Annotated in this window: 11 protein-coding genes; 7 read left to right on the forward strand and 4 right to left on the reverse strand. The window is 73.4% G+C overall.

Going from position 1 to position 13412, the window contains the following annotated elements; genetic code table 11:
* The first annotated feature begins 79 nt into the window (after positions 1-79).
* Both ABD978_RS25730 and ABD978_RS25735 read left to right on the forward strand, forming a co-directional pair.
* On the forward strand, positions 80-1453 hold the full coding sequence (locus ABD978_RS25730) for an L-serine ammonia-lyase (protein ID WP_345359649.1): 1374 nt from the start codon (positions 80-82) through the stop codon (positions 1451-1453).
* A 41-nt stretch (positions 1454-1494) separates the two neighbouring features.
* Complete coding sequence (locus ABD978_RS25735; RefSeq protein WP_345359651.1) at positions 1495-2280, forward strand: class I SAM-dependent methyltransferase; 786 nt, start codon at positions 1495-1497, stop codon at positions 2278-2280.
* A 1-nt stretch (position 2281) separates the two neighbouring features.
* Here the strand turns inward: ABD978_RS25735 and ABD978_RS25740 are convergent, their stop codons facing one another.
* The 4 genes from ABD978_RS25740 to ABD978_RS25755 all read right to left on the reverse strand — a co-directional run bounded on the left by ABD978_RS25740 (position 2282) and on the right by ABD978_RS25755 (position 6574).
* Positions 2282-2836 carry a DUF4352 domain-containing protein gene (locus ABD978_RS25740; protein WP_345359653.1) on the reverse strand — a complete coding sequence of 185 codons (555 nt, stop codon included), beginning with the start codon at positions 2834-2836 and terminating at the stop codon, positions 2282-2284.
* Between the two features lie 131 nt (positions 2837-2967).
* On the reverse strand, positions 2968-4155 hold the full coding sequence (locus ABD978_RS25745) for a M20 metallopeptidase family protein (RefSeq protein ID WP_345359656.1): 1188 nt from the start codon (positions 4153-4155) through the stop codon (positions 2968-2970).
* A gap of 30 nt (positions 4156-4185) precedes the next feature.
* Entirely contained in the window at positions 4186-5031 is an 846-nt protein-coding gene (gene purU / locus ABD978_RS25750) for a formyltetrahydrofolate deformylase (RefSeq protein ID WP_345359659.1), read from the reverse strand.
* A gap of 148 nt (positions 5032-5179) precedes the next feature.
* Entirely contained in the window at positions 5180-6574 is a 1395-nt protein-coding gene (locus ABD978_RS25755; protein WP_345359662.1) for an MFS transporter, read from the reverse strand.
* A gap of 208 nt (positions 6575-6782) precedes the next feature.
* On the opposite strand from ABD978_RS25755, the gene ABD978_RS25760 reads away from it, so the two are divergent.
* From ABD978_RS25760 to ABD978_RS25780, 5 genes are all read left to right on the forward strand, one after another.
* Positions 6783-7589, forward strand: a complete 807-nt coding sequence (locus ABD978_RS25760; RefSeq protein WP_345359665.1) for a helix-turn-helix domain-containing protein — start codon at positions 6783-6785, stop codon at positions 7587-7589.
* A gap of 157 nt (positions 7590-7746) precedes the next feature.
* The gene (locus ABD978_RS25765) at positions 7747-9849 is read left to right on the forward strand and encodes a hypothetical protein (protein WP_345359668.1); all 2103 of its coding nucleotides are present in this window, start codon (positions 7747-7749) and stop codon (positions 9847-9849) included.
* Between the two features lie 292 nt (positions 9850-10141).
* Positions 10142-10915, forward strand: a complete 774-nt coding sequence (locus ABD978_RS25770; protein WP_345359671.1) for a CE1 family esterase — start codon at positions 10142-10144, stop codon at positions 10913-10915.
* 40 nt (positions 10916-10955) lie between these two features.
* Positions 10956-12140, forward strand: coding sequence for an amino acid deaminase/aldolase (locus ABD978_RS25775; protein ID WP_345359673.1), 1185 nt, complete (start codon positions 10956-10958; stop codon positions 12138-12140).
* Positions 12141-12245: 105 nt separating this feature from the next.
* The gene (locus ABD978_RS25780) at positions 12246-13364 is read left to right on the forward strand and encodes a carbohydrate kinase family protein (RefSeq protein ID WP_345359675.1); all 1119 of its coding nucleotides are present in this window, start codon (positions 12246-12248) and stop codon (positions 13362-13364) included.
* Positions 13365-13412 lie beyond the last annotated feature (48 nt).

A 13412-nucleotide genomic window follows, 5' to 3' on the forward strand; every position in this document is an offset into this window, starting at 1 on the left:
GCCCCTGGTCCGCTCCAGCTACCGCGCCGGACGCCTCTACCAGCAGGCCATCACCGCCCGCCAGGCCGACTAGACCACCATGGCGATCAGCGTCTTCGACCTGTTCAAGATCGGCATCGGCCCGTCCAGCTCGCACACGGGCGGGCCGATGGCGGCGGCCCACCGTTTCGCCCGCGGCCTGCGGCGCGACGGCCTGCTGGAGAAGACCGCCTCCGTCCATGTGATCCTCTACGGCTCGCTGGGCCTGACCGGCAAGGGACACGGCAGCGACAAGGCGGTCATCCTCGGGCTCGAGGGCGACAAGCCGGAGCTCGTGGACGTGGAGACGGCCGACGACCGGGTCGCCGCGGTGCGCGAGCGCGGCGTCATCCGCCTGTTCGGCGAGCAGGAGGTGCCGTTCGTCGTCGGCGAGCACCTCGTCTTCGAGCGCAAGGAGTCGCTCCCGCACCACCCCAACGGCATGCGGTTCACCGCCCGCGACGCCGATGGGGCGGAGCTGCGAGAGAAGGTCTACTACTCGGTGGGCGGCGGTTTCGTCGTCGACGAGGACGCCACCGGCGCCGACCGGATCAAGCCCGACGACACGGTCGTGCCCCATCCCTTCGCGACCGGCGCCGAACTGCTCGACCACACCCGGGAGACCGGCCTGTCGATCTCCGCGCTGATGCTGGAGAACGAACAGGCCTTCGGCCGGGGCCCCGACGAGATCCGCGCGCTCCTGCTGCGGCTCTGGGAGGTCATGCGGGAGAGCGTGACCCGCGGCTGCTCCCGCGAGGGACTGCTGCCCGGCGGGCTCAAGGTACGCCGCCGCGCTCCGCACCTGCACCGCAAGCTGGTGACCGAGACCGCCACGGACCCGTTGCACGCGATGGACTGGGTCACGTTGTTCGCCCTGGCCGTGAACGAGGAGAACGCCGCGGGCGGCCGGATCGTCACCGCGCCGACCAACGGGGCCGCCGGCATCGTCCCGGCCGTCCTGCACTACTACGACCGGTTCGTGCCCGGAGCGTCGGACGACGGGATCGTCCGGTTCCTGCTGACCGCCGGGGCGATGGGCGTGATCATCAAGGAGAACGCCTCGATCTCTGGAGCCGAGGTCGGCTGCCAGGGCGAGGTCGGCTCGGCCTGCGCGATGGCGGCGGCCGGCCTCACCGAGGTCCTCGGCGGCACGCCCGAACAGGTGGAGAACGCCGCCGAGATCGGCATCGAGCACAACCTCGGCCTGACCTGCGACCCGGTCGGCGGCCTCGTGCAGGTGCCGTGCATCGAGCGGAACGCCGTCGCCTCGATCAAGGCGATCAGCGCCGCCCGGATCGCGATGCGCGGCGACGGACGCCACTTCGTCCCCCTCGACCGGGCGATCAAGACGATGCGCGACACCGGCCGCGACATGCTCGACAAGTACAAGGAGACCTCACGCGGCGGCCTCGCCGTCAACGTCATCGAGTGCTGAACACGCCGCCGCGCCGAGCGGCCAGGGCTATGGTCGGGGAGATGAGCACCGTGTCGCCCACCCCCGGCCCCGATCCCGAGACCCACGCCCGCCGGGCATCGTCGTTCGGCGGGCAGGCCGCCGCGTACGCCGCGGAGCGCCCCGGCTATCCCGACGCGGCGGTGCGCTGGGCGCTGGAGCCCGTCGCGGCCCGCGGTCCCCTGCGCGTCCTCGACCTGGCGGCCGGAACCGGCAAGCTCACCGAGGCCCTGGTGCCGTACGCCACCACCCTGGTCGCGGTGGAACCCGACCTCGGCATGCTGTCGGAGCTTCACGCGCGGCTGCCGGACGTGGCGGCGGTCGCGGGAACGGCCGAGCGGATCCCCCTCCCCGACGGATCGGTCGACGCGATCCTGGTCGGGCAGGCGCTGCACTGGTTCGACCTCGGCCGCGCGCTGCCGGAGATGGCCCGGGTGCTCTCCCCCGGTGGCGTGCTGGCCTGCCTGTGGAACATCGACGACCACCGGGTCCCCTGGGTCAGGGGACTGAAAGAGGTGTCCCGCGTCGGCCGGTCCCTGAAGGACTGGAAGGCCGAGTCGGCGTTCGCCCCGACCCCGGACTTCCCGGCGACCGAGCAGGCCGAGTTCGCTCACGCGCAACGGCGGACCGCCGCGTCGATGGCGGCGACCATCGGGACGCACTCGCACGTACTGATCCTGTCCGAGGCCGAGCGGACGGCACTGATGGCGAGGATCCTCGACTACCTGCACAAGACGCCGGAGACCGCGTCCGGGGAGTTCGACCTCCCGATCGTCACCGCGACGATCCGATCGCCCCTCGCCCCGTGAGTCAGGTCACCCGCCACTCGGCGCGGTCGGTGGCGAAGCCGGCGTTGAGGGCGTAGGTCACGCCGACGACCTTCGCCTTCTTCGGCACGGCGAACACGATGACACCCGACTTCGCCTGCCCCTGCCGAAGCCTGACGACCTTGGGGAAGCCGGGACCGGCGGTCACCGAGGCCACCGTCGGGTCGTACGTCTGCCCGGCGGCGTCCACGATCTTCGCGCCGTAGGTGGGGCTGTCGTCGTACGCGGTATCGCCGACGTTCTTCAGCACGAACCGTACGGCGGCGAACCGCTCGCCCTTGCGCGGCTGTTGGAACGCGCCATGACCGGTCGTGGTGGCGACGACCTGCTTCACCCTGACCGCGAGGCGGAGCCGGTCCGCGCCGCCGGAGTCGTCCGCACCGGTGAGTGTGACGGTCTGCCCGACCTTGACCTGCTGCACCCGCGTCGGGGTCGGCGTCGGGGTGGCGGTCTCGGGGTTGTTCGCGGTCTGCGCGGCGCTGCCGCAACCGGCGAGCAGCACCGCCGCCACAGCAGCGGTCAGGGCTGGCCTCCGCACGGCATCGCTCCCCATTGGACGAACTGTCAGCACACCGCTGGATCATGATAGGGGCCGCCGCGCGGTGCCGGAGACCGAACGCCCCGGTTCGGAACACCGCGCGGCGAACCACCCGTCGTGAGGCCCGCGCCTCAGGCCGAGGCCAGCCTCCGCAGGGCGAGCTCGGCGAGCAGCCCGGCCCCGTCCGCCAGCACCCCGTCGTCGAAGACCGCGTCCGGCGCGTGGTTGAACGGCGCGGTCGCGGGGTCACGGTCGGGCGGGCAGGCGCCGAGGAAGACGAACGCCCCGGGCACCTCCTCCAGGACGTAGGAGAAGTCCTCCGCGGGGGTCAGCGGATTCGGCCCCCACACGAACCGCTCCGGGCCGTACAGGTCACCGGCCGTGGCGGCGGCGAACTCCGCCTCGGCGGCGGTGTTGACCGTGACGGGGTATCCCATGACGTGATCGATCTCGACGTCCAGGCCGTGGGCGGCCGCGATGCCGCGCAGGACCCGGTCGACGCCCTCGAGGACCCGGGCGTGGGCCTCCCGGGAGAACGAACGGATCGTCAGCTCGAGCCGCGCCTCGGCCGGGATGATGTTGGCGGCGGTGCCCGCGTGGATGCTGCCGACCGTGATGACCACCGGGTCGAAGGCGTCGAAGGACCGGGTGGCGAGCGTCTGCAGCGCCGTGACCATCTCGCAGGTCGCCGGGATGGGGTCCTTGGCCCGGTGCGGCTGGGACCCGTGGCCGCCCGCGCCGCGCACGGTGACGTGGAGCTCGTCGGCGGCGGCCATCAGCGGGCCGCTCCGGGTCATGAAGAGGCCGCTCGGCAGGAACGACGAGGCGACGTGCAGCCCGTACGCGGCGACGGGCCGGGTGCCCGCCGCGTCGAGCACTCCCTCCTCGATCATGTGGCGCGCTCCACCGGCCCCCTCCTCACCGGGCTGGAACATGAAGATCACACTGCCGGCGAACTCCGCGTCCGCGAGGATCCGCGCCGCCCCGACCAGCATCGCGGTGTGCAGATCGTGGCCGCAGGCGTGCATCCGGTCCGCGAACCGGCTGGCGTACTCGAGACCGGAGCGCTCCGTCAGGGGAAGCGCGTCCATGTCGGCGCGCAGGAGGACGGCGGGGCCGGGCGACGAGCCGCGGAGCACGGCGGTCACCGAGGACAGGGATCGCCCGAGTTCGATCTTCAGGGGAAGTCCGTCGAGGGCGGCCAGCACCTTCTCCTGCGTGCGCGGCAGCTCCAAGCCCAGCTCGGGCTCGCGGTGCAGGTCGCGGCGGAGACGTACGAGATCGTCCTGAAGGTCGGGAGTGACGTGCGCAAAGGGCATGACACCCCAGATTACGCCGCCCCGTACGGCTCAGCGGAAGACGACGGTCCGCTCGGCGTTCAGCAGGATCCGGTGCTCGGCGTGCCAGCGCACCGCCCGGGCGAGGGCCAGGCACTCCATGTCCCGCCCCACCGCCATCAGCTCCTCCGGTCCCTGGGTGTGGTCGACGCGCGCGACCTCCTGCTCGATGATCGGCCCCTCGTCGAGCCGCGGTGTCACGTAGTGCGCGGTCGCGCCGATGAGCTTCACGCCGCGCTGGTGCGCCTGGTGGTACGGCCGGGCGCCCTTGAAGCTCGGCAGGAACGAGTGATGGATGTTGATCACACGCCCCGGCAGCTTCGCGCAGAAGTCATCGGACAGCACCTGCATGTACCGGGCCAGCACGATGAGGTCCGCCTGATAGTGCTCGACCAGGGCCATGATCTCCGCCTCCTGCGCCGCACGGGTCTCGGGCGTGACGGGCAGGTGGTGGTAGTCGATGCCGTACGACTGGGTCAGCGGCCGCATGTCGGGGTGGTTGGAGGCCACCGCGACGACGTCGACGTCGAGCAGTCCGGAGCGCTGGCGGTAGAGCAGGTCGTTCAGGCAGTGCCCGTACTTAGAGACGAGGATCAGCACGCGCGACCGGACCGCGCGGTCGTGCAGGTTCCAGTCCAGGCCGAACTCCCCGGCCAGCGCGCCGAACGCCTCCCGCAGCGCGTCCTCCAGCCCCTCCGGCGCCTCGAACTGGATGCGCAGGAAGAAGCGCCCGGTGCTCCGGTCGCCGAACTGCTGGCTCTCCAGGATGTTGCACGCGCGCTGGGCCAGCGCCCCTGACACGGCGGCCACGATGCCCGGCCGGTCGGGGCAGGACAGCGTCAGCACGTATTCGGACATCGTCCACCTTCGAGACGTCGGATCGTACGGTCGGCGGGCGGGGGCGTGGACCGGCCCGCCCGCGATGTCCTCCGAGCCTACGGCCTGTCAGGGGCCACGCCGGCGGCCCACACCGGATACCGGCGGGGATCGCCGGCACGCGGAGGGTTCAGCCGCGAGCGGGACCGTCGCCCGCCGCCACCGCCTCGGCCGGTACGGGCTGCGCCGGCTCCGGTGATCCGGTGGCGACGCGGGCCGTACGCCAGGCGCACGCCGCCCCGATCGGCAGCAGGATGCCCAGCAGCGCCGTCACGCGCACCAGTCCGTCGGCCGACTGCGGCGCCGCGAGATAGACACCGCCGAGAGTGGCGATCGCCACGACGCTGGTCAGCAGCGTGCCGGTGTTGGTCAACGCGGAGATCGCGGAGGCCCGCGCGGGACCCGCCGTCGCGGCGAGCCGCTCGACGAGCGGCCCGAACCCGGCGGCGTGGCCCGCGCCCGCCAGGACGAGCAGCGGGGTCACCACGCCGAGCGGCCAGCCGTGGCGGGCGACGAGCGCGATCACCGGCGCCGCCGCCGCGAGGCACAGCGGACCGGCGACCGGCAGCACCCGGCGTGCCGGGAGACGCGGCCAGCTCAGACTCGCGGCGGCGAAGCCGACGGGGTAGGGCAGGAACGCCAGCCCGGCCCGCGGTGGCGAGAGCCCGAGGCCGGCCTGCAGGTGCAACGCCAGGCAGAAGAACAACGCGGTGTAGCCGCCCATGACGCAGCAGCACGCGAGCAGTCCGGGCCGGACGCCCCTGAGGCGCAGGACCCCCAGATCGAGGAGCGGGTGGGCGGCCCGGCGCTCGTACGCGCCGAAGACCACCAGCCCGGCGCAGCCCAGGGCCAGGCAGCACCACGACCACACCGGCCACCCCTCCTCCCGGCCGAAGACCAGGGGCAGGACCAGGCCGCTCATCGCGGCGGACAGGACGGCGACGCCCCCCAGGTCCATCCGGCGGCCGTCCGACGACACGTCCGCCGGCAGCGCACGGCGCCCCACCAGCAGGACCACCGCGGCGACCGGCACGTTGATCAGGAAGATGGGACGCCAGCCGGCGGCGCCCGTGATGAGCCCGCCCAGGATCTGTCCGACCGCCACGCCGAGCGCCAGCACCATGGAGTACGCGCCCAGTGCCCGCGCCCGGGCGCGCCCGCCGGCGTGCAACTGGATCAGGGACAGCACCTGGGGCAGGAGCAGTGCCGCCGCGATCCCCTGCGCGACGCGGGCCAGGACCAGCACGAGCCCGTCAGGGGAGAGGCCGCAGGCGAGCGAGGCGATCGCGAACGCGCCCAGGCCGATCAGGAACAGCCGGCGATGACCGTACAGGTCGCCCAGCCGCGCGCCGGTCACCACCAGGACCGCGACGGCCAGGGTGTACCCGCCCGTGACCAGTTGCAGAACGGCACCGGACGTTCCCAGGTCCGCCTGTATCCGCGGCATCGCGACGGTCACGATCGAACCGTCCATCGAGACCATGAGCTGCCCTGTCAGCAGGGCGGGGAGCAGACCCCGACGCATTGAACCTCCCGTTGTCGTCGGGGCGAGTCTGTTCCGTACGGACCCGCGGCGGCTTGACGAAATTTGCGCTGTCGGCTCCCGAACGAATCCGCGCGGCCGGCCCCCGCACGAATCCGCACGGCCGGCCCCCGCACGACCTCGGCGTGACGCCCGCCCCTCGACGGTCCGGACCGCGGGGAATGTCCGCCCGCCGGGCTACTCTGCGGAGGTGCTGTCCAGCGTCCTGCTCGCCGATTCGCCCGAGTTCTCGGTGGCGGCCGTGCGCTGCGGCGGGCACCGCTCCGCCTGGTCCGCGACCGAGGCCGCCGCGAGGTACGAGATCGTGCTCGTCCGGTCCGGGCGGTTCCGGCTGCGCCGGGCGGGCCGGGAGGCCGTCGTTGATCCGACGCGCGGTTACGTCCAGGCCCCTGGGGACGAGGCGTCCTTCGCGCACCCGGCCGGCGGTGACGTCTGCACGGCGATCTCCCTGTCCACGGGCTTCTGGCGCGCGGTGACGGACGACGCTCGGCCCGCGACACGGCCGGCGGTCCCCGTCGACGGCCGCCTCGACCTGGCGCACCGCCGGCTGTTGCGTTCGACCTCCGACGTCGCCTTCGCCATGGCCGAGGAACTGGTCGGCCTGCTCACCGAGGTCCTGCGGCGCGCGGCGGACGCCGGGACGGTCCGCCCGCACCGGCCCGCGAGGGGTCCCGGACTCGCCGACCAGGCGCGCGAGGCGATCCTGGCCGACCATCCCGACGCCACCGGGCTGGTCACGCTGGCCCGGCTGCTCGGCGTCTCGCCCAGCCACCTGAGCCGGGTGTTCCACCGCGAGACGGGCCTGACCCTGACGCGCTACCGCAATCGCGTCCGCGCCGGCCGCGCCCTCGACCGCATCGAGCAGGGCGCGCACAACCTCGCCGAGGTCGCCGCCGACCTGGGCTTCGCCGACCAGGCTCATCTGGCCCGCACCGTCAAGACGGAGTTCGGGCGCACGTCGACGGAGATCCGCCGCCTCCTGGGCGCGGTTCGGTAAAGAGTCGGGAGCCTGAACGGCGGCGACGCTGTACCCGCCGCGCGGCCGCGGCCCAGACTTCACCCAGTCGACGGGCACGCGTGGTCCGCAGAGCGTGTTCCGGCCGACGGCCGTACTCTCCGCGCCGGTTTCTCGGACACCCCAAGGAGATGGTCAGGTGCTGAGAGGCGCAGTCGCCGGGATCGCGGTCGCCCTGACGCTCTTCGCGTCCGCCGACTCACCGGCCCACGCCGAGACCGCGGCGCCCGTCCGGCACGTCGTGCTGGTCGGGGTTCCGGGGCTGCGGTGGAGCGACGTGGGCCCCGCCACCACTCCGCACCTGTGGGGCCTCGCGCGGCGGTCCGCGATCGGGCTGCTCTCGATCCGCACGGTCGGCACCCTGACCTGCCCGGGCGACGGCTGGGCGACCGTCTCGGCCGGTGCCCGGTCCGCGGCGGGTCCGTACTGCCACCGGCCCGTCGGCGTCTCCCCCTCGGGAACGGGCGCCGTGGTGGAGGACATCGGCCCGATCCGCCGCCGGAACGCCGGGTTCGGCGTCGTCGGCCTGCTCGGGGACGCCGTGCACCGGGCGGGCGGCCGCACCGCCGCCGTCGGCACCGGGGCGGCGCTGGCCGCCGCGGACTCCCACGGCCGCGTCGACGCGTACGCGCCCGGCGTCGCCACGCTGCCCGCCCCGGAGTGGTGGGCGCGATCCGCCGCCACGATCGTGGACGCCGGGGCGGTCGCGGGTCCGGACCGGGCCGCCGCGGCCCACCGTGCGGACGCCGCGGTCGGGACGGTGCTGGCGCGCCTGCCGGCCGACGCCGAGGTCCTGGTCGCGGGAATCGCCGACGACGACCGCACGCCGCACCTGCGCGTCGTGCTGGCGACCGGACCCGCGAGCGCCGGCCGCTACCTCGGCTCGGACTCCACCCGGCGGGCCGACATGGTGATCCTCCCGGACCTGACCGCGACGATGCTGGCCCGGCTCGGCGTCCCGCACCCGGCGCGGCTGATCGGCACTCCGATGCTGCCGGACGCGACCCGCCCGGCCCCGCTCGCCTCGGCGGTACGGGACCTGCGCGCGCAGGACGTCGCGGCGCAGACCGACCGCGGGCTGATCCCCCGTTTCTTCGCCGCCTTCGTGGTCGGCCAACTGCTGCTCTACGGCTCCGCCGCGCTCGCGCTCCGGCGGCGGTGGGCCGGGCGGCGACGCGCCCGGATCCTCGCCCTCACGCGCCTGACCGCCCTGGTCGCGGCGGCCGTCCCGGTCTCGACCTACCTGGTGAACCTGATGCCGTGGTGGCGCGGCGGCCATCCGCTGCCCGCCCTGGTCGCGGGCATCGCGGTCGCGGACGCGCTGATCGTCGCGGTCGCCGCGTCCGGGCCGTGGCGCCGCCGGGTGCTCGGCCCCGGCACGGTGATCGCGGGAGGCACCGCCGCCGTCCTGGGCGCCGACCTGCTGACCGGCAGCCGGCTGCAGCTCAACAGCCTCATGGGCTACTCCCCGCTGGTCGGCGGCCGCTACTACGGGATGGGCAACATCGGGTTCGCGGTGCTGGCCACCTCGACCCTGCTGGCCGCCGCCGGGGTCGCGCAGTGGCTCGAACCCCGCCATGGCCGCCGCGCGGCCGTCACCGCCGTGCTCGCCATGACGCTGACCGCCGCGCTGCTGGACAGCTGGACGACGTGGGGCAGCGACTTCGGCGGCCTGATCGCGTTCGTCCCCGGCCTGGCCACCACGGCGCTGCTGGTGAGCGGCCGTCGCGTGGGCTTCCTGCGGCTGCAGTTGCTGCGCGCGGCCGGCATGGCGCTGGTGCTCGGCATGGCCTACCTCGACCACCTGCGTCCGCCGGCCCGGCAGACGCACATGGGCCGCTTCTTCGGCCAGCTCGTCGACGGCGACGCCCTGCCCTGGCTGGAGCGCAAGTTCACCGCCATGGTCCGCACGTTCGGCAACCCGACGCTCCTGCCGATCGTGGTCGCGGCCTTCCTCTTCCTGCTTCTCGTGCTGCACCGGCCGGGCCGCGCCGGGACGGGCGGGCTGCGGCTCGCGTACGACCGCGCCCCCATGCTCCGGGCCGGCCTGTCGGGCGCGTTCGTGACCGCCGTGGTCGGCGGGGCGGTCAACGACTCGGGGATCGCGGTCCCCGCCCTGGCCCTCGCCGTCGCCGTCCCCCTGGCCCTCGCCGCCACCGTCACCGCCCTGCAGACCCCCGAGGCCTCCGAACCCCCGGCCCCGTCGTCCCCTCGCCGCAATCCGCAGCCGGCCGACGCCTGACGCGTTCACCGCTCCATACCGCGGCGATGACTCATACGGTAAGGCGCCGACTCGAAAGAGTCGGGGCCTCGGCGCCGAACTTTGCGCTACCAGTGAGTAGTTTCGGCGGGGGCGGGTGGGTTAGATCGGGGGGATGCGACGGGTTGCGGCGTTAGCGGTCATCGGCCTTCTCGTTCTCTGCGGGTGCAAGCCGGCGGACTCCGGGGGGCACGGTTCACCCCGGCCGTCCCGGGCGCGGCATGGCGTGCCGGCGTCGGTGGGTGACGTTCCCACGGCGACGGGGACGCATCGGATGAAGATCGACGTGGGCACGCCCGGGCACCGGGAGTACCTCGTCCACGTGCCGCCGGGCCTGGCGCGGCAGAATTTCCGGTCGGGGCGGCCCGCCCGTCCGCTGCCCGTCGTCCTCGCCCTGCACGGCGGAGCCGACAACATGACCGGCTTCGAGAAGAAGACCGGGTTCGACGCGCTCGCCGACCGACACGGGTTCCTCGCCGTCTACCCGGACGGGTTCGCCTTCACCTGGAACGCCGGGGACTGCTGCGCGCCCGCCCGGCTGGCCCACATCGACGACGTCGGCTTCCTGAACAAGCTCATCGACCACCTGACCGGCGTGGGGCTGGCCGATCCGAAACGGGTCTACGTCACGGGGTTCTCCAACGGGGCCGGCATGGCCTACCGGTTCGCCTGCGAGTCCGCGGGGAAGGTCGCCGCGATCGGGGCGGTGTCCGGGGCGCTCGCCATGACGTGCCATCCGGCCCGGCCGGTGTCGGTGATGGTCTGGCACGGCACCGCGGACCACAACGTCCCGTACGACGGCGGTGGGCACCGTGATTTCAACGACTCCCGGCCGTTCCCGCCGGTCGGCAAGGCGGTGGACTTCTGGCGCCGGACCGACCACCTGTCGCCGCTCCGGGCCGACGGCGCCGCGGGCTGCCACTCCACCGGGCACGGCGACGGCGGCGTCGAGGTGGTCCTGTGCACCGTCGCGGGCGGCGGGCACCAGTGGCCGTCCGACGCGAGCCGGCGGCTCTGGGAGTTCTTCGCCGAGCATTCCCGGACATGAACTCTTCTCATATTCGAGTGGTCTGTGGCACGCTGCGGGCATGACGCTGCGCAGACGGTACGACATCGCCACATCCCACCTGGAACCACCGTTCGCCATCGTCGACCTGGCGGCGTTCCGCTCCAACGCGGCGAATCTCACCCGGCGTGCGCACGGCAAGCCGATCCGGGTGGCCAGCAAGTCGGTACGCTGCCGGACCCTGCTCGAACAGGTGCTGGCCATGGACGGGTTCGCCGGCGTCATGGCGTTCACGCTGCCGGAGGCGCTGTGGCTGGCCGAAGAGCGGGTGAGCGACGACATCCTCGTCGCCTACCCGACCGCCGACCAGAGCGCCCTCGCACGGCTGGCCGACGACGAGCACGCGGCGGCCGTCGTCACCGTGATGGTCGACTGCGTCGAGCACCTGGACCTGATCGAGAAGGCCACCGGCGGCCGGCCCGTCCGCGTCTGTCTCGACATCGACGCCGCCTGGCGCGCGGCCGGCGGCCGAATCCGCGTCGGCGCGCTGCGCTCGCCGGTCCGCACGCCGGAGCACGCCGGGGCGCTGGCCCGGGAGATCGCCCGGCGTCCGGGGCTGCGGCTGGTCGGGCTGATGGCCTACGAGTCGCAGATCGCCGGCGTCGGGGACGACCCGCCCGGCAAGCCGGTGTTCTCCCGGGCGGTACGCCTCATCCAGGCGCAGTCGCGCGTCGAGCTGGCGCGCCGCCGCGCGTTGATCGTCAAGGCGGTCCGGGAGGTCGCCGACCTGGAGTTCGTCAACGGCGGTGGGACCGGCAGCGTCGAGAAGACGGCGGCCGAGAAGGCCGTGACCGAGGTCGCCGCGGGCTCGGGCCTGTACCAGTCCGTGTTGTTCGATCACTACACGAACTTCTCCGGCAGCCCGGCCGCGCTGTTCGCCCTGCCCGTCGTACGGCGCCCCGCACCCGGGGTGGTGACCGTGCTCGGCGGCGGATACCTCGCGTCCGGGGTCGCGGACCGCAGCCGGCTGCCGCAGCCGTACCTGCCCTCAGGGCTGCGCTTCGACGCCCGGGAGGGCGCGGGCGAGGTGCAGACCCCACTGCTCGGCGCCGCCGCCGACGGGCTGCGGATCGGCGACCGGGTGTGGTTCCGGCACGCGAAGGCGGGTGAACTGTGCGAGCGGTTCGACGCCCTTCATCTCGTCGACGGCGACCGGGTCACGGCGACGGTTCCGACGTATCGCGGCGAGGGACGGACGTTCCTGTAAATACCCGAAGTGAGGTAGGGAATTCCCCGAACCGCCCTGGGAACGGTCCAGTAGCGCGTACTGTCGTACGACAGTGTTTGAATCCCCCTCCGAAGGGGAGGCGCCGTGGACCAAGTGAAACCGATGATCGCGCCGCCGGGCCGTCCGCCCGAGCCGCGGCTGGAGGATCCCTGCGTCGAGCGCGAGACGGCCGCCGACTTCCTGCACGGCGACGCCGGAGGCCTCGACGTGTTCCTGGCCGGCACCGTCTTCATGGACATGATCTTCACGGGGCTGCCGGCCCTGCCGCCGCCCGGCACCGAGCTGATCACCGACGGCCTGGGATCGGCGCCCGGCGGCATCGCCAACATCGCCGTCGCGATGAGCCGGCTGGGGCTCAACGTGGGTCTGGCCGCCGCGTTCGGCGACGACATGTTCGGCACGTACCTGTGGCGGACCCTGTCGGAGCAGGAGGGCGTCGGGCTCGTCCACTCCCGGCGGCTGCCCGGCTGGCCCACCCCGGTCACCGTGTCGCTCGCCTACGACGCCGACCGGAGCATGGTGACCTACCACCGGCCCATGCCGGTGCTGCCCGAGGCGCTCGTCGGCACCCCGCCCAAGGCCAAGACCTGCTTCCTCGACCTCGCCCACCCCGTGCCGGGGTGGGCCGCGACCATGCGGGAGAAGGGCGCGGCGGTCGTCGCCGACGTCGGCTGGGACCCCACCGAGACCTGGTCCGTCGACGTGCTGAACCGTCTCGACCTGGTCGACGTCTTCCTGCCCAACGCCGTTGAGGCCATGGCCTACACCCGGACGAGCTCCCCCGAACAGGCGCTCGACGCCCTCGCCGAGCGCGTCCCCGTCGTGGTGGTCAAGCGCGGCGGCGACGGCGCGATCGCCATCGACACGACCACCGGCGAGCGGGCCGAGGTGACCGCCCTGCCGGTCAGGGCCCTCGATCCGACCGGCGCCGGCGACGTGTTCGCCGCCGGCTTCGTCTACGGCACCCTCGCCGGCTGGGGCCTGAACGAGCGGCTGCGGTTCGCCAACCTCTGCGCCGGGCTGTCCGTCCGGCACTACAGCGGTTCGCTCGGCTCGCCCTGCTGGGGAGAGATCGCGGCGTTCGGCGAGTCCGGCGAGGTCCCCGACGAGATCCTGCGGGACTACGCCTTCGTCGTCCCGTACATCCCGGACTCCTCGGTCGACTCGGTCACGCGGGCGGAGCCGACCGTACGGCAGGCGTGATCGTAACGAACGGGGGTACCGGCGAGAAGATCATTAGAGAAGACCGCG

Source organism: Actinoallomurus liliacearum (assembly GCF_039542035.1).
GTDB lineage: Bacteria > Actinomycetota > Actinomycetes > Streptosporangiales > Streptosporangiaceae > Actinoallomurus > Actinoallomurus liliacearum.

Coding starts and splice junctions, on each gene's coding strand:
- ABD978_RS25730 (WP_345359649.1), top strand. CDS start 80: ATGGCGATCAGCGTCTTCGACCTGTTCAAGATCGGCATCGGCCCGTCC.
- ABD978_RS25735 (WP_345359651.1), top strand. CDS start 1,495: ATGAGCACCGTGTCGCCCACCCCCGGCCCCGATCCCGAGACCCACGCC.
- ABD978_RS25745 (WP_345359656.1), bottom strand. CDS start 4,155: ATGCCCTTTGCGCACGTCACTCCCGACCTTCAGGACGATCTCGTACGT.
- purU (WP_345359659.1), bottom strand. CDS start 5,031: ATGTCCGAATACGTGCTGACGCTGTCCTGCCCCGACCGGCCGGGCATC.
- ABD978_RS25755 (WP_345359662.1), bottom strand. CDS start 6,574: ATGCGTCGGGGTCTGCTCCCCGCCCTGCTGACAGGGCAGCTCATGGTC.
- ABD978_RS25770 (WP_345359671.1), top strand. CDS start 10,142: ATGAAGATCGACGTGGGCACGCCCGGGCACCGGGAGTACCTCGTCCAC.
- ABD978_RS25775 (WP_345359673.1), top strand. CDS start 10,956: ATGACGCTGCGCAGACGGTACGACATCGCCACATCCCACCTGGAACCA.